This is a genomic window from Roseinatronobacter sp. NSM, assembly GCF_052379845.1.
GTDB lineage: Bacteria > Pseudomonadota > Alphaproteobacteria > Rhodobacterales > Rhodobacteraceae > Roseinatronobacter.
The window spans coordinates 1-19251 of the sequence record NZ_JBQTCF010000039.1; the positions used below are offsets into that span (position 1 = coordinate 1).

The 19251-nt window shown below is 58.1% G+C and carries 17 protein-coding genes and 1 pseudogene; 12 read left to right on the plus strand and 6 right to left on the minus strand.

The window, feature by feature from the left end; all coding sequences use genetic code 11:
• Positions 1–385 (minus strand): annotated as a pseudogene (locus tag ACTZWY_RS17045) (pentapeptide repeat-containing protein); the annotation flags it as partial.
• A gap of 877 nt (positions 386–1262) precedes the next feature.
• Positions 1263–2018: a FadR/GntR family transcriptional regulator gene (locus ACTZWY_RS17050; protein WP_444791911.1), complete on the minus strand. Its 756-nt coding sequence runs from the start codon at positions 2016–2018 to the stop codon at positions 1263–1265.
• 151 nt (positions 2019–2169) lie between these two features.
• On the opposite strand from ACTZWY_RS17050, the gene ACTZWY_RS17055 reads away from it, so the two are divergent.
• From ACTZWY_RS17055 to ACTZWY_RS17070, 4 genes are all read left to right on the plus strand, one after another.
• Positions 2170–3198 (plus strand): TRAP transporter substrate-binding protein, encoded by a 1029-nt coding sequence (locus ACTZWY_RS17055; protein WP_444791912.1) that lies wholly within the window; start codon positions 2170–2172, stop codon positions 3196–3198.
• A gap of 109 nt (positions 3199–3307) precedes the next feature.
• The gene (locus ACTZWY_RS17060) at positions 3308–3841 is read left to right on the plus strand and encodes a TRAP transporter small permease (RefSeq protein WP_444791913.1); all 534 of its coding nucleotides are present in this window, start codon (positions 3308–3310) and stop codon (positions 3839–3841) included.
• Complete coding sequence (locus ACTZWY_RS17065; RefSeq protein WP_444791914.1) at positions 3838–5112, plus strand: TRAP transporter large permease; 1275 nt, start codon at positions 3838–3840, stop codon at positions 5110–5112. Before ACTZWY_RS17060 ends, ACTZWY_RS17065 begins: the two co-directional genes overlap by 4 nt.
• 42 nt (positions 5113–5154) lie before the next feature.
• A complete protein-coding gene (locus ACTZWY_RS17070) occupies positions 5155–6327 on the plus strand; it encodes an enolase C-terminal domain-like protein (RefSeq protein ID WP_444791915.1) in 1173 nt (390 codons plus the stop codon).
• A gap of 142 nt (positions 6328–6469) precedes the next feature.
• Here ACTZWY_RS17070 and ACTZWY_RS17075 read toward each other — a convergent pair whose 3' ends face one another.
• The 3 genes from ACTZWY_RS17075 to ACTZWY_RS17085 form a co-directional block, all read right to left on the minus strand.
• Complete coding sequence (locus ACTZWY_RS17075; RefSeq protein WP_444791916.1) at positions 6470–7933, minus strand: amidohydrolase family protein; 1464 nt, start codon at positions 7931–7933, stop codon at positions 6470–6472.
• A 94-nt stretch (positions 7934–8027) separates the two neighbouring features.
• Complete coding sequence (locus ACTZWY_RS17080) at positions 8028–8858, minus strand: IclR family transcriptional regulator domain-containing protein (RefSeq protein WP_444791917.1); 831 nt, start codon at positions 8856–8858, stop codon at positions 8028–8030.
• Between the two features lie 4 nt (positions 8859–8862).
• Positions 8863–9723, minus strand: coding sequence for a dioxygenase family protein (locus ACTZWY_RS17085; protein ID WP_444791918.1), 861 nt, complete (start codon positions 9721–9723; stop codon positions 8863–8865).
• A 115-nt stretch (positions 9724–9838) separates the two neighbouring features.
• Between ACTZWY_RS17085 and ACTZWY_RS17090 the strand changes: the two genes are divergently transcribed.
• Genes ACTZWY_RS17090 through ACTZWY_RS17115 form a run of 6 tightly spaced genes read left to right on the plus strand, consistent with a single transcriptional unit; the run spans position 9839 to position 15349 of the window.
• Complete coding sequence (locus ACTZWY_RS17090) at positions 9839–10636, plus strand: citryl-CoA lyase (protein WP_444791919.1); 798 nt, start codon at positions 9839–9841, stop codon at positions 10634–10636.
• A gap of 3 nt (positions 10637–10639) precedes the next feature.
• Entirely contained in the window at positions 10640–11785 is a 1146-nt protein-coding gene (locus tag ACTZWY_RS17095; protein WP_444791920.1) for a CaiB/BaiF CoA transferase family protein, read from the plus strand.
• Between the two features lie 51 nt (positions 11786–11836).
• Entirely contained in the window at positions 11837–12913 is a 1077-nt protein-coding gene (locus tag ACTZWY_RS17100) for a C4-dicarboxylate TRAP transporter substrate-binding protein (protein WP_444791921.1), read from the plus strand.
• A 9-nt stretch (positions 12914–12922) separates the two neighbouring features.
• On the plus strand, positions 12923–13492 hold the full coding sequence (locus ACTZWY_RS17105) for a TRAP transporter small permease subunit (RefSeq protein ID WP_444791922.1): 570 nt from the start codon (positions 12923–12925) through the stop codon (positions 13490–13492).
• Entirely contained in the window at positions 13479–14792 is a 1314-nt protein-coding gene (locus ACTZWY_RS17110; RefSeq protein ID WP_444791923.1) for a TRAP transporter large permease, read from the plus strand. Before ACTZWY_RS17105 ends, ACTZWY_RS17110 begins: the two co-directional genes overlap by 14 nt.
• A 14-nt stretch (positions 14793–14806) precedes the next feature.
• The gene (locus tag ACTZWY_RS17115; protein ID WP_444791924.1) at positions 14807–15349 is read left to right on the plus strand and encodes an NADPH-dependent FMN reductase; all 543 of its coding nucleotides are present in this window, start codon (positions 14807–14809) and stop codon (positions 15347–15349) included.
• Between the two features lie 138 nt (positions 15350–15487).
• Here ACTZWY_RS17115 and ACTZWY_RS17120 read toward each other — a convergent pair whose 3' ends face one another.
• Positions 15488–16264, minus strand: coding sequence for a DeoR/GlpR family DNA-binding transcription regulator (locus ACTZWY_RS17120; RefSeq protein WP_444791925.1), 777 nt, complete (start codon positions 16262–16264; stop codon positions 15488–15490).
• 258 nt (positions 16265–16522) lie between these two features.
• Here ACTZWY_RS17120 and glpD point away from each other — a divergent pair, with 258 nt between their 5' ends.
• Together glpD and ACTZWY_RS17130 are read left to right on the plus strand one after the other, a co-directional pair.
• Positions 16523–18130 (plus strand): glycerol-3-phosphate dehydrogenase, encoded by a 1608-nt coding sequence (gene glpD, locus ACTZWY_RS17125; protein ID WP_444791926.1) that lies wholly within the window; start codon positions 16523–16525, stop codon positions 18128–18130.
• Positions 18131–18155: 25 nt separating this feature from the next.
• Positions 18156–19244 (plus strand): ABC transporter ATP-binding protein, encoded by a 1089-nt coding sequence (locus tag ACTZWY_RS17130; RefSeq protein WP_444791927.1) that lies wholly within the window; start codon positions 18156–18158, stop codon positions 19242–19244.
• Positions 19245–19251: the final 7 nt, after the last annotated feature.

Here is a 19251-nt window from a genome sequence, read left to right on the forward strand (position 1 = left end):
TATTTAGATCCAAGGTGCGGTCAAACATACTGTGTCTGCGCGGTGAAACTCCCGAAAAATTAGTTGATCGCGCACTGATTCCCTCACCAACTAGTTCCACTTTTGCGCCCGTGAAGTTTGCGCCATCAAGCTTACTGTTGCGGAATTGACCGATTATAACGATCCCAGAAGGAGACCCGAGAGTTCTTCCTCGGAAAGAGGATTGCAGATTTACCTCTCTAAAATCAACATCATCCTGAAATTCGTTATCAAGGAGTATGGCAGAATCGGCAAAGTTAGCACCCCGAAAATTTGCACCTGATATCTTCCCCCACGTGAACTGAACTCTCGAAAAGTCCGCACCTTGTAGGTTGAAGCCGGAAAAATCGACATTTTTTAGCCGCGTCCCACTAAAGTCTACCTACTGTAGGTCTCTGTTTGAAAGGTCGCAATCAACGCACTCCTTGCTGAACGACATCATAGATAGTTCATCTGTGGAGCCAGTCATTGGAACGAAAATCGTGCTCAAAACAGCTACAATGGTTAACTTCAATCTGCCAATCGTCATGTTGCTATCCTTGAACTAGTTGAGGTCTAAATGCCAATAGTCATAGACGCAACCGCCAAACCATCAAGCCCCGAATCCTGCCTGATCGCCTGCCTCTGTGACGCCCTGAGACCGCATCCGCACGGCTTTTTTGTCGGTTCCCAAGCTATTTATGTGTGCTTTGCACTCTGATCTTGTCACACAAGTATCTTCCGCCCTACAATACAGCTGGCAACTCACCAGATTCCGGGGGTCAGATGGTTAAGACTACGGCCTTGTAAACAAGGCTTTTCACCGTAGGTGAACGTAGGTTTCGAGTAGTGATAGCTACGATGCTATCCTTTCGGGCGCGCCATTTCCGAACACAAGAGAGAACCTTGGGCGCAGTGGTGCCTGTCGGGTCAGAAGCCTTTTATGCAAGGCGCCGTTTCGATCCTGTGACGTGGATTTCCACGTCTCATACCCGCACCTCGTCGAGCATCAGGCGGCAGGATATTCCCTTCAATTTGCGACATCACGATGTTGTCCAGACTTTGCAACGGTATACGCGATCCGCGACAGTCTGGCGGCCCTTGGTTCAGCTTTTTGGAACAGCATCAGTGCGATAAGCACCGCCTTTGCCCGTATTGTGCATCAGGGCCAGCCCGCAATATCCGCCCGGCGAGGAAGTTGTCACATAGTGCGTCTTACCAACCCCGTGAAAGGATCGCACCATTACCCCCCCCGGACCAAATACCTAATCTTCTGCGATGGAGCGGTTCAACTCCAGCATCTCGGACATTGCCTTTTGTGCGGCAATAGGGTCGCGGGCGGCGATGGCTTCGGCGACTGCGATGTGCCCTTCGCGGCTGACCTTCTCGTTATCGGGGTTCACCACGCCGAATTCATAGGACACGCGCAGCATTGTCAGGATGATCTGGCGCAGTTGCCGCATGACATTGTTTCTGGTCATGTCCAGAAGGGTGACGTGGAACTGGCAGTCCGCCGCGAACAGGGTTTCGACATCGACATGCGCGGGATGAATGGCATGTGCTGCGTTCAGCAGCGTCTGAACCTGCGCGGCGGTGCCCCGTTGCGCGGCAAGGGCCGCGGCGGCGGGTTCGATAACGCTGCGCAATTCGGTTGTTTCGGCAAATATCTGTTTGATGCGCGGGTGTGACGGATCGTGCCAGGACACAACATCACCATCCAGAAAGTTCCATTCTTCGACTGGGCGAACGCGCGTGCCATAGCGCCGTGCGGTGCGCACCAACCCCTTGCCAGACAGGACCTTGACGGCATCGCGCACTGTCGCGCGGCTGACGCCAAGGGAATGAGCCAGCTCTTCCTCATTGGGCATCACCTCATCTGGGGAATACACATCGTTGGTGATCCGCTGCCCCAGAATTTCAACTGACCGCTTGGCAACACCAGTGGGCAGCGACGGGATGAATTCTGTCGGTATCTTCAAATCGAGATGTCGCCGCTCGGGGTTTTCAATGATCGGGCGCATATCTGTAACAGCTCCAATTTTTCTTTACATATGATCTAGCGTGAGTCATCCTACATCCTATGTAGCGCCACCCGGCCTGCACTGGCAACGCATTGGCACCAAAAAACGACATTCGCCTGCGGCACCAGATCGATTGGAGGAGGAGGAAACCATGAACATGAAAAGTGCAATCTGCGCTGCAGCGCTTGCTGTCGCCACTTTTGCCTTCGGCGCGTCCCATGCTGACGCGACCGAAATTAAATTCGGCATTGGCATTCCAGAAGGGGATTTTCCGGAATATAACGCCCTTGTCCGTTTCAAGGAATATGTTGAATTCAAAACCAACGGCGAATTGACCGTGCGGCTGTTCCCCAACAACCAGCTTGGTGGCGAACGCGAAATGATCGAGATGGTCCAGCAAGGCAGCCTCGAACTGAGCTTTCCGGCAGATGGAGCCATGAGCGGCTTTTATGCGCCCATGCAGGTCTGGTCGATTCCCTACTTGTTTGAATCCGCCCCTGTGGCGTGGCGCGTTCTGGAAAGCGATTTCGCCCGCAGAATGAAAGATGACATTCTGGAACAAACAGGCATTCGTGCGCTGGCGTTTTCGCAAAACGGTTTTCGGTCATTCACCAACAACATCCGGCCCCTGATCAACCCCGAAGACATGAGCGGGCTGAAAATCCGCACCATGGAAAGCCCTGTATATATGGAGCTGGTGAATTCATTAGGCGCGACTGCCGTTCCCATCAGCGGGGCAGAGGTGGTGATGGCGTTGCGTCAGGGTGTGGTTGACGGGCAGGAAAACCCGCCAGCCGTCGTCTATGGTGGTGGCCATGGCGAGGTGCAGAAATACTATACACTGAACGAACACACTTTTGGCCTGCATGTCATCATTGCCAATGATGACTGGTTCAATTCGCTGGAACCGGGCCATCAGCAAGTCATTCAGGATGCAGCCCTTCTGATGGCATGGACCGAGAACCTTCAGAAAACCGAAGGGGACTGGCGTTTCAGCCGCCAGCTGGCCGACGAACTGGGGATGGAAATTCACGTCTCCACGCCGGAAGAAAAGGCCGCCTTCAAGGAAATCACCCAGCCCGCCGTGCTGGATTTCATCCGCAGCAATGTCGGCGATGAACTGGTCGACGAACTGATCGCAACGGTGGACGAGGCGAAGGCCACACTCTATCGGAACTGACCATACCCGGCCCGTGGCCCTGCCCTGCATCACTTGCACGGCCACGGGCACCCACCTTCGCCTATGACTGGAAACGCGGCCCGCGCGGCCATGAAATTATGGGTCACAGATGACACGCATAGCCACCCTTGCCGCCCGCGTGCTTGCGATGAGCACGGAAATCATTGCGGGCCTTTTGCTGATCGCGGTAACAGTGCTGAACCTGACACAGGTTGGCGGGCGCTATTTCTTCAGCACCGGTTTCAGCTGGACAGAGGAGGTGATGCGATACTCCATGATCTGGCTGATGATGCTGGGCAGTGTTGCGTGCATTTTCCGGCTTGAGCATATGGGTATCGAGGTTCTGGAAGGGCTGGTCCGTCCGAACCTTGTGCGGTTTGTAAAATCGGCGCTGTATTCGGTCGCCGCGATTTTTTGTGTGGTGATCCTGTATTATGGTTGGCCGCTTGCATTGCGCAACGCTGCACAAACTGCGCCCGCATCAGGTATTCCCATGATCATTCCGTATGCGGCCTTGCCCGTTGGCGCGGCCCTGATGTTGGTGCAGATCGCGCTTAGCTGGCTGTCAGGGTTCCAGCCGGATGATGCGGGCGCGCCCAATGCCGACACACACGGCATGGGCCAGACAGGGGCGGGCCAATGATCTGGGTTGCAATTCTGGGCCTTGGCCTGTTGTTTATCGGAATCCCTGTGGCATTCGCCATCGGGCTGGCGGGTATTCTTGGGGTCTGGCTGGCGGGTATCCCGCTGTCCGTGACGGCAACGCGGTTGTTTACTGGCGTGGACAGTTTCATTTTTCTGGCGGTGCCGTTTTATATTCTGGCCGCTGAAATCATGAGTCAGGGTGGCATCACCGCGCGGCTGATTTCCATAGCATCTGCAGCCACAAGCTGGCTGCGGGGCGGGACGGCCTATGCCAATATCGGCACATCGGTTCTGTTTGCGGGAATTTCCGGTTCGGCAGTGGCGGATGCTGCGGCGCTGGGGCGGGTGTTTACCGAAGAAATGCCCAAAGAGGGCTATACCAAGGAATATGCCGCCGCCGTCACTGCGGCATCATCCATTGTCGGGCCAATCATTCCCCCGTCAGGGCTGGCCATCATCATGGCCGCGGTCACCGGCCTGTCGGTCATTGACCTGTTTCTGGCAGGTATTTTGCCGGGGTTGTTGCTGGGCGGGGCCTGCGCTGCGGTCGTTGCGATTGATGCGTTTCGAAAGCGCGTGCCAAAACCGCGACGGCTGACGTTCAACCGCGACGGAGCCGCCCGCATGATCATCGAGGCCGTCGCGGTCCTGACCCTGCCTGTCATCATCATCGGGGGCATGCTGGCGGGAATTTACACCGCCACAGAAGGTGGTGGCGTCGCGGTGGCCTATGCCGTTTTCCTGTCAGTGGTCGTGTTTCGGGTGATGGACCTGAAAGGGTTGTGGACTGCGTTTTTAAGGGCTGCGCGCACCTCGGCCACAATCTATCTGCTTGTCGCGGCGGCGACGATCCTGTCTTACGCGCTGAATTTGCTGGGCATCGCGTCATGGGTTGCCTCAACCGCAAGCATCTTTGAACAAAGCCCGCTGTTGTTTTTGTTCGCGGTGGCCGCGCTGATGCTGGTTTTGGGCACCTTTCTGGACATTGGCGCGGCAATCCTGATTTTCGCCCCCTTGCTTATGCCCGTTGTCTACCAGCTTGGCATTGATCCGATGCAAGCGGCGATGGTTATCATGCTGACCCTTGCCATGGGGCTGGTCACGCCCCCTGTCGGCGTGGTCCTGTTCGTGATGATGCGTGTGGGGCGCGTGCGAATGTATCCGTTGATCCGGGCGCTTGTGCCGTTCCTGCTGGCGCAACTGCTGGCCATTGCCCTTGTGTGCCTGATTCCGGGCATCTCAAGCTATCTGCCGGATCTGTTAAACTAACGCGCCCTGCAAAACGGGCCTATCGCAAGGCAAGAGGATTTCATGAAGATTACGGGCATCAGCACTGTGGTTGTAAACGCCATTCATCGCAACTGGGTCTTTGTGAAAGTTCAGACCGACCAGCCCGGCTTGCATGGCTGGGGCGAAGCGACGCTGGAATGGAAAACCCGCGCTGTTCTTGGCGCGCTGGAGGACCTGGAGCAGTTTGTCATTGGCGAGGACCCGCGCCGGATAGAACATATCTTCAGCAAGATGACCAAATTCAGTTTCTGGCCGCTTGGGTCCATTGGCATGACGGCTGTATCGGCCATTGATCAGGCGCTGTGGGACATCAAGGCCAAGGATCTGGGCGCGCCGGTCTGGCAATTGTTGGGCGGGCAAGTGCGTGACAGTGTCAGGGTTTATACCCATATGCGCCGCGCGCGCATTGGCGCGCAGGTTGGCACAGCCGATATTGGCGCATTCTGCGATGCGGTGCAGGAAACCGTTGAAATGGGGTATAACGCCGTCAAGCTGGGGTTTGTGCCCTATTCGGGATATGAAGCGCCGCTGCCGGACCTGTTGCATGTCGAGAAACTGGCGCAGGCCGTGCGCGACAGGGTCGGCCCCGATATTGCCATCATGACGGATTTTCACGGCCGGCCCGCATCGCCCGAAGTGGCGAAAGCCTATATCGATGTGATCGCGCCCATCAGCCCGCTATTCGTTGAAGAACCTATCCAGCCCGGAAATGCCGTGGCCATGGCCGCGCTTGCGCGGCGCGTGGATTGCCCGCTTGCCACGGGAGAGCGGCTGTTCACCCCGCGCGAGTTCGCAGAACTGGCCGAGCACCGGGCAGTTGCGCATATTCAGCCCGATCTAAGCCATTGCGGGGGCCTGACGGGCGGGCGCAAGATTGCCGCCATCGCCGAGGCGGGCCAGATGGGTATTGCCCCACATAACCCCATGGGACCAGTGGCGGGCGCCGTTGCACTGCATTTTGACGTGGCAACGCCCAATTTTGTTATCCAGGAAGAGGCCGTGGGACTGGTCCCCTGGTTTGACGAGGTTTTCACCCACCCCATGCAGTTGGAAAACGGAAACTGGCGTGTTCCGGCCGGCGTGGGTTTTGGCGTTGAAATCAACGAACAAGCTGCCGCGCGCTATCCCTTCAAACCAGAGGTTGTTCCAGCAGTGGACGCAATTTTGCCAGATGGCACGATCGCAAACTGGTGACATTGGCTTGAGCGCCCCCCCAGGGACGGTCCCGAACCTTGGGGACACATGCCGCCCTTGCAGGCATGACTTGAAACGCCGGAATTTGCCCATTTTCCCAGGTATGCACCGGCCGCAGGTGATGGCCGGTGCAGGGGTCGCCTTACCTGAACAGGTTTTGTTCAATTCCTGCGGCTTCAAACAGGCGGTCGCGGCTGGCTTCCAGTTTGCCGCGCAGTGCGTCAATGTCATGGCCCAGCATCTGGCCCTGCCATTTGCGCAGCTTTCCCGCGCATATCACGGTTGACACATTCGACCGCTCCATCAGCGTGACGACCGCCCCAGCAACATGGTTCAGGGGGGCCACGTTCAGCGCCGTCGCGTCCAGCAAGATGATATCGGCTTCCTTGCCCGGACGCAGCGACCCGGTCTTGTGTTCCAGTCGCAACCCTTGCGCGCCGTTGATCGTTGCAAAGCGGATTGCGTCCATCGCGCTAAGAAGTTGCGGGTAATCCTCGCCCAGCAGCGCTTTCTCGTTGCAGAACATGCGCTGTTGCGTGATCAGGCTGCGCATTTGCGTGAACATGTCGGCGGTCATGGTGCATTCAACATCGGTGGACAGGGACGCCACCATACCCATATCCAGCACTTTCTGAGTTGGGGGTGTGCCGTGGCGCATCTGCATTTCGATGGGAACCGACAGCGACACATGCGCGCCCGCATCTGCAGCATATTTCCAGCCATCATCGGACATGCCGGTCATATGGATGAATATGTTATCCGGCCCGAATTGCCCCGCCGCACCCAGCGCGTCAAAGACCGGCTGCATGCCAAAGGTGCCTACCACATGCAGCGCAATGGGCAGGCCCAGTTCGCGCCCGATCCGCCAGCTTTCCTCATGTCCGGGCAGGTAAATTTCGCCGCCCATGATCATGGTAACCAACCCGTCATCTGATGTGAAATGCTGGTTGCGAATGCGCGCCGCGTCCGTGGGATATTGCGCCTTTTCGCCCCACCCTTCAAAATAGCCAAAGACAGCGCGGCGTCCCGTATCATGCAGCGCCTTGATGGCCGCGTCGGAATGTTCGGGGCTGTGATGTATTTGGCTGACATCCATAACAGTTGTGACACCCGCATCAATCTGGGACAGGCCGCCGAACAATTCGCTGATGTAAACATCCTCGGGGCTGTAAAGCATCGAGAATTTCTGCAAGATCATTTCATAATAGTTGAACTCGCCCCCCGGTCGGCCATCATTCATCAAGACAGCATCGGCCAGAAAGGCGCGCAGGGCGGTTTCAAACTGGTGATGGTGCGTGTCAATGAAACCGGGCATCACGACCTGACCTGTCGCGTCAATCACGGCGGCATCGCCCGCGTCGATTTCTGGCGCGATCTGCAGGATTTTCGACCCTTCGATCAGGACATCGCCCTTGACGAAATTGCCCACCACAGCGTCCATTGACAGCACATGCCCGCCCTTGATCAGGGTCTTGCGGCCGGGTTGGCCAATGCCTTCGGGCATGGGCTGGTGCCGGGATTGCGCAGCAGGGCGCGCGGCGGTGCCGCCGGACCCGCCTTCGGTGGCGGCAGTTCTGGCAGGGCGTGTATTGCAAAGCTTGCACATGGGGTTTCCTCCCGTTTCCATGTTTCGTATAGCGAAAAAATATTCGGAATTTTACGGGCTGGCCGGCAGGCATGCGCGGCCAGATCCGCCTGACTTAGGATGACAGCGTGGATTCCAGCACTGGATTGCGGGCAATGTTCTGGCCCAGCCGCGATGCGGTCGCGCGCAATTCCTGCAAGCGGTCGGCAACCAGTATCTCCGGGGTCACCTGCCCGCTGTAGCCAGACGAATTCAGCGCCGCGACAGTCTGCCCCCGCGCGCCACGAATGGGCACGGCCAGGGCGGTTACACCGTAATCCAACTCGTCCACCGTGGTGGCGAACCCCTGTTCGCGCACCTTGTAGATAATGCGCCGCAACTCTTCGCGGTTGGTGACGGTGCGGCTGGTCAGGGCAACGGGTTCGACACTTGCGAAATAGGCGTCAAGCTGTTGATCGGACAGCCCCGCCAGCAGCACACGGCCCAGTGACGTGGCATGCGCGGGATAGCGCGCGCCCACCACCGCCGAGGCCCGCCGCGCGCGCTGTTGGGAATAATGCGCGACATACAGAACCTCATGCCCCTGCAGGGTTGCAACCGACGACGCATCCCCGAAGCGTTCGACCATGGCGCGCAAATCCGGCTGGAATGCCTGATCTATGCCCGCAGCAAAATAGAACGCAGACCCAAGGCCCATAACCTTAGGCGTCAGGTGAAACCGCTTGCCGACCTGACCGACATAACCAAGGGCGACAAGCGTAATCAGACTGCGCCGCGCGGCGGCGGGGGTCAGCTCAGCGCGGCGTGCCACCTCGCTTAGGGTCATTTCGTTATGCGTGGCGTCGAAGGATTCCAGAATTGTCAGGCCCTTGGCAAGGGCCTCGACGAATTCCGGGGGACGATCTTCGTTCACGCAAACCTCTTGCATCGTGGCGTCGTCGCGCATGGGCTTATTCCGGCGCAAGCACGAAATCGAATTCAAACATCGCATCTGGCTGGCGTTCCAGCGGAACACCAATATCCTGCCCTTTCTTCACAGGTTTAAGTGATGCAATCAAGGATTTGCGCACACCGAAAACCGCGTCATTGTCGATATATTCGGTATTCTCGAAAAAGACCTCGGTGGTGATGTCCTTGTAGCCCTGCGCGCGGATGATGAAATGCAGATGCGCCGCGCGCCATGCATGCCGGTTGCCCGCGCGCAGCAAGTCACCAACGGGGCCGTCATAGGGCACTGTATAGGGTTTGGGCAGGACGGTGGTGTAGTAGTATTCGCCGTGTTCATTGGTGGTGAACTTTCCGCGCAGGTCGTATTTATCTTGCCCGCGTTCCTGTTCCTGAATGGGGTAGGTGCCGGTCGCGTCGGCCTGCCATGTGTCAATGATGGCAGCCGCCAGTGGTTTGCCCAGAATGTCACGCACAACGCCCTTGGCCAGAATGATGACGCCATCGCGGCCCGGTGCCAGATCGGCGCCCATGTCCTTTTCGGGTGCGTTGTCCAGATAGAACGGCCCAAGGTTGGACCCTTCAGTGGCCCCGCCGCGCGTGTTGATCATGTCCACAAGCGCCGAGAAACCCAGCACATCTGACAGCAAGATGAATTCATGACGTTCCGGCGTGGAAATCTTGCCGCAATCATACAGGAAATTCAGAACACCCATCCATTCTTCGTGCGTCAGGTTTGTGGCCCGCGTGTAGTCGTGCAGGTGTTCGATGAAGGTTTCCAGAAGGAATTTCAGGCGGGTTCCTTCCTCGGTTTTGAAAGAGTCTTTTACCGCGTCTGTCAGGGTAAACTGGTTTAGGCTTCGCATTGCATCCTCCCGCAGAAATGAACTGTCCCGCACATGCAGGGTTGACGGAAGATTATTTCACGCAATATGATACGGCAAGAGAAAAGTTTTGCGCACAGCGAAAAAGGATGCAGATATGAGAATTGGAAAGACAGATCAGGCGTATACGGCCATCTGCACCTCGGACGCCGACACGATTACGGTGCGCGGGCATGACCTGTGCAATGATCTGATCGGCAAGATAGACTTCTCGGAATATTTCTGGTTGCTGGTGCTGGGCGAAAAACCCGCGCCCAAGCAGCGCGCCATGCTGGATGCCTGCCTTGTGGCGATTGCCGAACACGGGCTTGTTCCCAGTGTTCAGGCCGCGCGCATGACGCTGGCTGCCGCGCCTGAAGCGTGGCAGGGCGCAATGTCGGCGGGCCTGTTGGGCATGGGCACGGTGGTTGCGGGCTCGACCGGGGTTGCAGGCCGCTATCTGGAGGAAATCCGTCAGGCCGCTGATGCAAATGGCGGCGATGACCGCGCCGCCGTAATTGCCAGCCTTGACGCGCTGAAAGCGCGCCGCGCCAAGGTTCCCGGCCTTGGCCATCCGCAGCATTCGGGCGGTGATCCGCGCGCTGACCGTTTGCTTGAACTGGCCGATCAGCATGATGTTTCTGGCCGATATGTCGGCATTCTGCGCCTGTTGGGCGAACATGCGCCAGCGATTATAAACCGCCCCCTGCCGATCAATGTGTCAGGCGCTATTCCTGCGGTCATTCTGGATGCGGGCTGGCCAGTTGATGCCCTGAAGGCCGTGCCACTGGTGGCGCGCGCAGGCGGGCTGGCCGCACATCTGCTGGAAGAATCGCGCCGGTCAATCGGGTTCATCCTGTCGCATCATGCGGATCAGGCAATTTCCTATGACGGCAAAGCTGCACAGAAGGGCTGACACATGGTCAAGATTCTGAAGAATATTCGCGTTGTCGAACTGGGGACGTATATTACCGGCCCCGCTGCAGCCATGCATCTGGCCGATCTGGGCGCTGATGTCATAAAGGTGGAAAGGCCCGGCTCGGGCGACCCGTTCCGCGCTTTCAAGGGGGGGCTGTATAGCCCGCATTACCAGACTTATAACCGCAACAAACGCTCCATCGCGCTGGACACACGCAATGCGGACGATCTGGCGGTGTTCCAGGACCTGATCGCCACCGCCGATGTGTTCATTCAGAACTTCCGGCCCGGTGTCGCGGAAAAACTGGGCGCGGGCGAGGCTGATCTGCGCCAGATCCGCCCTGACCTGATCTATTGTGCCATTTCCGGTTTCGGCCCCTCTGGCCCCGCGCGCGACCGGCCAGCCTATGACACTGTTGCGCAGGCCGCGTCGGGGTTCCTGCGTCTGGTGACCCCGCCCACAAACCCGCGCGTGATCGGGCCTGCGCTGGCCGATGCCATGACTGGCCAATATGCGGCAATGGGTATCATGGCCGCGCTGATAGAACGCGGAAGCACCGGAAAAGGGCGCAGGCTTGACATTTCGATGCTGGAAGCGATGTGCCATTTCAACCTTGACAGCTTTACACACTATTACAGCGTCGGCGAAGTGATGGGGCCATTGTCGCGCCCTGTCGTGTCGCAAAGCTACACGTTTGAATGCGCGGATGGAAAATGGATCGCGTTTCACATGTCCTCACCTACCAAGTTCTGGGAAGGCATGTTGCGCGCGACAGGGCAAGAACAGCTTGCCACGGACCCGCGCTTCAACGAAAGGCTGGAACGGATCAAGCACCAAGATGACCTGATCGGGATTTTGACGCCGGTGTTCCAAACCCGCACGCGCGACGATTGGTGCGCACGTTTCGAGGCCGAGGAAGTGCCCTATTCGCCAGCCTATGATTCAAACGAGGCATTGGAAGACCCGCAGGCGCAGCACCTGCAAATTGCCGTTTCATCCGATCATGCCGAGATGGGAAAATTCACCACCGTGCGCGCCCCGTATAATTTTGACGGCACGCCCGAACTGGACGTGTTGCCCCCGCCGGTTCTGGACGAACACGGTGCTGAAATCCGCAACGATCTGGCCAAACGCAAGGCCAGCTAACGCCAAGCCGTCTGCGGGGAGCAGGCGGTAACACCCAAAGGGAGGACCACCATGAACCATCTTGCCAAGGCTGCCTTCGTGGCAGTTCTGACCACGCCTGCCGTTGCCTTTGCGCAACAGTCAATTCCGCTGACAGTTGCATCCAGCCACCCGACGACAATTCCATGGGTCGGCATGATCCAGACCCATTTCATGGCCGAAACGGACCGTTTGCTTGCCGAATCCGGGAATTACGCGATTGATTGGCAAGAAGCCTTCGGGGGCACCTTATATCGTGCAAATGCGACCCTGACTTCGGTTGAGGAAGGGATCACAGACATCGGCTGGGTGTTTTCCTATCTGGAAGGGGCGAAAATGCCGCTTTCGCAGGTGACCGCCTACACCCCCTTTGCAACCAGCAATGTGCCCGTGCAGCTGGATGTCATGCGCCAGCTGTATGAAGAAAATGCCGATTTCCGTAATGAATGGGAACAATACAACATTGTCATGCTGGGCATGACCGCATCAGACAGTTATGATTTGTATACCAAAACGCCGGTCAATGCACTTGCGGACCTGCAAGGTATGCGCATCTCGGCGCCGGGTGTTCTGGGAACATGGCTGCGCGGCACGGGGGCAAATGCGGTCGATGGGGCGCTGACCACGTTTTACACCGATATCCAGACCGGTGTTTCGGATGGTGTGCTGTCGCTTGCCTTGGGGGCCCTGCCCACCCGCATCTATGAGGTCGCGCCCTATGTAACCCGTGTGCAGATGGGCACTGTGTTTTCGGGCGGCGTGGCCATCAACCGCGACATTTGGGAAACGCTGCCCGAAGAAGTCCAGCAAGCGATGCTGAAGGCGGGCGATTATTATTCCCGCGCCCATGCACAGGACATGATGGACCGGCCAGAAACAGCGATTGAACAGATTGCGACACTTGGCGCAGATCAGAACCCGCCTGTCACTATCAGCGAAATGGACCCGGCAGAGCGTCAGGCATGGGTCGACGCGCTGCCAGATCTGGCGGGGGAATGGGTTGCGGAAAACGCCGGTCGCGGATTGCCCGCAGCGGAATTTCTGGCCGCCTATATGGACGGGCTGCGCGCGGGCGGGGAAAATCCTGCGCGCGACTGGTCAGGGAACTGATACCCCGTCATGACCAATGATGACCGCACACAGACAGATGCGCGCCCTGACACCGGGGCGCGCGCCGCGCGGGTCTGGGGCGCACTGGTTGACGGGGTGGGGGCTATCGGGTCCTTGCTGATTGTGGCGCTGATGCTGGTGATTTGCGCAGATGTCCTGTCGCGCAATATCGTGGGCGCCTCGCTGCCGCTTGTGTCAGAACTTGGCGCGCTGATGGTGGTTATGATCGTCTATCTGCAACTGGCCACCACGCTGCGCCATGACCGCCTGGCGCGTGCGGATGTGTTCTATGCGGGGTTTCGCGCCTTGCACCCGCGAAAAGGTGCGCTGCTTGGGGCCTTGTTCGACCTTGCGGGGGCATGGGTCATCGGGGTGATGGCGCTTGCCACGTTGCGCGTTCTGGAACGCGATATCGCGTCGGGGCAGTTTATCGGGGTGACCGGCGTTCTGACATTGCCCACATGGCCCTTCCGCGCGGCCATTCTGGCGGGCATGACGATTGCGGTAATGCAATTCGTGCTGTCGGTGCTGGCAGCGTTGCCGCTTGCCGCTGCGGGGGGGCGTGATGACCGGGCTTGAAATCGGCCTTCTGGCCATCGCGGTGTTGATAGGGCTGATCCTATTGGGAATGCCCATTGCGATTGGCATGCTGATCGTCTCTTTCGGGGGGGTAACGCTGCTGCGCAGTGACACTGTGGCCATGCGCATGGCGGGGGCTGTCGCCAATGATGCGCTGCGCGAATACCTGTATGCTGTGGTGCCGCTATTTGTGTTGATGGGGCTTTTGGTCACCATATCGGGCGTGGGCAAGGACACCTTCGATGTGTTCCAGCACCTGATGCGGCGGGTGCGCGCGGGGCTGGGCGTGGCCACAGTGTTTGCGAATGCAGTTTTTGCGTCCATCACTGGGGTGTCGATTGCGTCGGCTTCGGTTTTTTCGCGCGTGGCAGTGCCGGAAATGCTGCGCCACGGCTACCGCAAGGAATTTGCAACAGGGGTTGTTGCGGGCTCGTCAGTGTTGGGCATGTTGATTCCGCCGTCCTTGTTGATGATCGTTTATGCCGTCTTGGCCGAGGAATCGGTGGGGCGCATGTTTCTGGCGGGAATCTTGCCGGGCATCCTGCTGGCCGGGGTGTTTTCGGTGGTTATCGTGTTGATGGCCACAATCCGGCGTGATTTCGTGTTTGAACCGCAGGCCACCACACAAGAGATTGAACGCCTGACAGGGGTGCAGATGACAGGAAAATTCCTGCCAATTCTGGCCTTGATGGGGCTGGTTCTGGGGGGGCTGTATTCGGGTTTTTTCAACCCGACAGAAGCGGGCGCGGTGGGGGCCGCAGGCGCGCTGGCCATCGCGCTGACCAGACGTTCGCTGAACCCGCGCAGTTTCTGGGGCTTGCTGGTCGAAACCGGCCAGATCACCGTATCCGTCCTGTTCCTGATCATGGCGGCAACATTCTTCAGCCGTATGCTGGCCATGTCGGGCCTGCCGCGTTCGGTGGCAGATATGTTCCTGTCCGGGCCGCTTGGGCCTTATGGTTTCCTGCTGGTGTTCATCGCGCTGGTCATTGTGCTGGGCTTCATCATCGATTCCATCTCGATCATGCTGATTTTGTTGCCGATTGCGCTGCCTGTTGCAAGTGCTGCCGGGTTTGACCTGATCTGGTTCGGGGTCATCACTGTGATTGCAGTTGAAATCGGCCTTCTGACACCGCCCTTCGGGTTGTCAGTTTATACGATCAAATCCGCCATGGGCGACCCAACCCTGCGCGTTGGGCAAATCTTCCGTGGGGCATTTCCCTTTGTGCTGGCAATGTTGGTTACGCTTGCGCTGATCATCGCCTTCCCCCAAATAGCGATCTGGCTTGCAAGAGCCTGAGACGGAGAGAGAAAATGACACATATCCTTGGTATTGCTGGCAGCTTGCGCGCGGCCTCATCCTCGAAGGCGGTTCTGAAGGCTGTGCTACAGAACCTGCCGGCGGGCACCACGCATGACATCGCAAATATTGGCGACATCCCGCATTACAACCCAGATACGGACGGGGGCGCAGCGACCAAGCGCCTGATTGGCCAGATTGATGCGGCCAGCGGGCTGGTGTTTGTGACCCCTGAATACAATTATTCCATCCCCGGTGTGTTGAAGAACGCCATAGATTGGGCGTCCCGTCCGGCCTATGCGTCCGTATTCAAGGGCAAGCCCTGTCTGGTCATCACGGTTTCGGCGGGGGCATTGGGCGGCGTTCGCGCGCAGGCGCATTTGAAGTATATTCTGAACGGCATGCTGGCCCATGTTTTTGCAGGGCAGGAAATCGTCATCCCGCACGCGCCCAAACGCCTGATAGATGGCGCATTCACAGATGGCGAAATTCTGGCATTCGTCACGGGCCAACTGAACGACTTTTGCGCGCACATCCCTCAGACAGGGGCCGCTTGACCCGCCCAATCCGCCCGAATTCAAGGATTTGCAAAACTGGCCTGCTCTTGGCAGGGCAGATGCCGAGGGCGCCGCAACGTCGCCCGACGCATGCATCTTGCGCAGACCTGTCGCGGTTTCGAGTGGGTTGCGCAGACCCTAAAGCGCGTTTTCTGAATCGGCAACGATGACCGAGGTTCCCCATCCCTTGCACGCATTGGTCAACGCGATTGGAACAGGCGCATCTGTGTAAAAGCTGTTCATCTGCGCAAGCGAGCCAATCCGTGCAGGGGCGCGGCGTTTGAATTTGGAATGATCCGCAACCAGAACGCTGCGGCGCGATTGCGCCAAGATAGCTTGACTGACGCCGACTTCCTGAATGTCGAAATCCAGCATGTCGCCATCCTCATCAAGTGCGGAACAACTGATCACGGCCAGATCAAACTTGAATTGCTGGATGGCCTGTGTCGTGACGCTGCCCACCAGCCCGCCATCTGCGCGACGCAATAATCCACCAACGACAATGATTTCGCAATGCGGGTTGTCGACAAGGATATTGGCCACATTCAGGTTGTTCGTCAGCACCATGATATCACGATGCCCCGAAAGTGCGCGCGCGACAGCTTCGGTCGTGGTGCCGATGTTCAGAAACAACGAGCACCCGTTGGGAATGTCACGCGCGACCGTGCGCGCAATCGCGGCCTTGCCGTCTTCATTCAGGTCGCGCCGATCCGTATAGCCGATATTGGCCACGGTCGAGGGCAGGATCGCCCCGCCATGCACACGCTGCAGCTTGCCCTGCTCTGCCAGTTCGGACAAATCGCGCCGGATCGTTTGCAGCGTCACATCAAAGTGCTTTGCCAGCCCTTCCACGCTTACACGCCCATCGCGCCGCGCGATGATCTGGATGTCCTGAAGGCGCTCGACCTGAGCCATGCTATCGCTCCGACACTATGCGTTGATTCGCGGTTTATGCGTTTACTGCCCTCAAGCTTCATCTGTTAGAATTTGCGTTTCAAGTGCAATTTCAGAGTGTGCGAAAAAAAGTGATGGAACATAATAGAAACAAAGCGCTTTGAATTTTTCGAATAATAAATAACGAACATATTTGGATAAATATCGAAAAAAACTTGCAGAAATAGTGTGCGTCATCATACCTTTGCAAACACATAAAACTTGCGCTTGGGAGGGCGTATGTCGCAATCCAGAAAAATCGACACTGATGCCGAACCCGTCGTTGATCTGCTGATCATTGGTGGCGGCATCAATGGCTGTGGGATTGCCCGCGATGCGGTCGGGCGTGGGTTGTCGGTCGCGCTGTTCGAAAAAGGCGATCTGGCGGGCGCCACCTCATCGGCTTCGACCAAGCTGTTTCATGGCGGTCTTCGCTACCTTGAATATTTCGAACTGCGCTTGGTCCGCGAAGCATTGATTGAACGTGAAACGCTGCTGCGCGCCATGCCGCATATCTCCTGGCCCATGCGTTTTGTGCTTCCATATCATAAGGATATGCGCTTTGAGAGCGACACGCCCACATCTAAGCTGCTGTCGTTCTTCATGCCGTGGATGCGCGGGCGGCGCCCGGCCTGGCTTATTCGGCTGGGCCTGTTTCTGTATGATAATCTGGGCGGGCGGAAAATTCTGCCGGGCACAGCCACACGCATATTGACCGGCACCGCCGAGGGGGCACCCCTGCAGGACCGCTTTGCAAAAGCCTATGAATATTCCGATTGCTGGGTGGAGGATTCGCGCCTTGTCGTGCTGAATGCGCGCGACGCTGCGGCGCGCGGCGCCCATATCCACACCCGGACCGAGGTTGTATCGGCCAGCGCCGAAAATGGCATCTGGCGGGTCACGGTGAAAACCGAACACGAAACGAAAACGATGCGCGCGAAAATGCTGGTAAATGCCGCCGGCCCGTGGGTCGGGGATGTGATTCATGGCAAGTTGCGCCTGAACAGCCGCGAGAATGTGCGGCTGGTGCGCGGTAGTCATATTGTGACCCGCAAGCTGTATGATCATGACAAATGTTATTTCTTTCAGGGCACAGACGGGCGGATTATCTTCGCCATCCCCTATGAACAGGATTTTACCCTGATCGGCACCACGGACGCGGATCATGACGATCCGTCGCGCGCCCCTGTCTGCACAGAGGAGGAGCGCGACTATCTGTGCGCCTTCGCCAGCCAGTATTTCAAGCGCCCTGTCACATCGCAGGATGTGGTCTGGTCCTATTCCGGGGTGCGGCCACTATATAATGACGGGGCAAGTTCAGCGACGGCGGCGACACGCGACTACACACTGAAGATCGACCGCAGCGCAGGTGCGCCGGTGCTGAATATCTTTGGTGGCAAAATCACCACCTATCGGCGGTTGGCGGAATCCGCACTGGAAAAAATCGGCTCTGTGCTGCCACTGGCAAAGGGGGAATGGACCGCGGGCGTGGCACTTCCGGGGGGCGATTTCGCCCATGATGGCGGCCCGGCACTGGTGGCAGGGCTGAAGCGTGACTACCCGTTCCTGACTGATTTCTGGGCGTGGCGGCTGATGCGCGCCTATGGCACCGAGGCGCGGGAAATTCTGGGCCAGGCAAACGCCGCTGCTGATCTGGGGCAGGATTTTGGCGCCACCCTGACCGAGGCTGAAGTGAAATGGCTGATGAGCCGGGAATATGCCCGCACGCCCGAAGATGTGCTTTGGCGGCGCAGCAAGCTGGGGTTGCGGCTGACCACCGGTCAAGTCGCAATGCTGGACGCATGGATGGCCCGGAATGTGGAACAGGTATTGCGCGCCGCAGAATAACCCGCGCAAGAGGGAGGAATAAATAATGTCGCTTGTATTGGAAGGCGTCACGAAGGTTGTGGAGGGGCAGACGCATATCTACCCGACCGATCTGACGCTGGAGCGCGGCACGATGAATGTGCTGCTTGGCCCCACATTGTCGGGCAAGACAACATTGATGCGGATCATGGCAGGGCTTGATGTGCCTGCGACCGGGCGCGTCATTTGGGAAGGGCAGGACGTCACGGGAATGCGCGTTCAGGACCGCAAGGTGGCGATGGTCTATCAACAGTTCATCAATTACCCGTCGATGACAGTTTATGACAATATCGCATCCCCGATGAAGCTGATGGGGGTGTCACAGGCGGAGCTGGATCGCAAGGTGCGTGAGGCGGCGGAGTTGATGCAACTTACCCCGATGCTGGACCGCAAGCCGCTGGAACTGTCAGGCGGGCAACAACAGCGCTGTGCACTGGCGCGCGCCTTGGTCAAGGATGCGGGGCTGGTGCTGCTGGATGAACCGCTGGCCAATCTGGATTACAAGCTGCGCGAAGAACTGCGCGCCGAGATTCCGCGCATCTTCGAGGAGTCGGGCGCGATTTTTGTCTATGCCACGACGGAACCGGAAGAAGCGCTTTTGCTGGGGGGGAAAGTGGCCACGATGTGGGAAGGCCGCATTACCCAGTTTGGCCCTACCCCACAGGTGTATCGCAGCCCGAAAGACGCCATAACAGCGCGTGTTTTTTCAGACCCGCCAATGAACTTTACCGCCGTGGTGAAAACCGGCAACCAGATCGCGTTTGGCGAGGGGCAGACCGCCCCGGCCCCCGGCGCGCTGGCGGCGTTGCCAGATGGCACCTATACTGCCGGGTTCCGGCCAGATCATTTGCACCTTCGCGCGCAGGGCAATGATGGGTTGCATTTCAAATGCACCCTGAAAGTCACCGAAATCACCGGGTCCGAGACATTCGTGCATCTGGATCACGCGGGCGATTCCTGGGTGGGGTTGATGCATGGCGTGCACCATCTGGAATTCGGCGCACCAATCCAGGTTTGGCTGGATGCCGCGCATGTCTATGTTTTTGCGCAAAACGGGCAGCTTCTGGCACCCGCAACATTTGCGCAAGCAGCCTGAGGGGGGG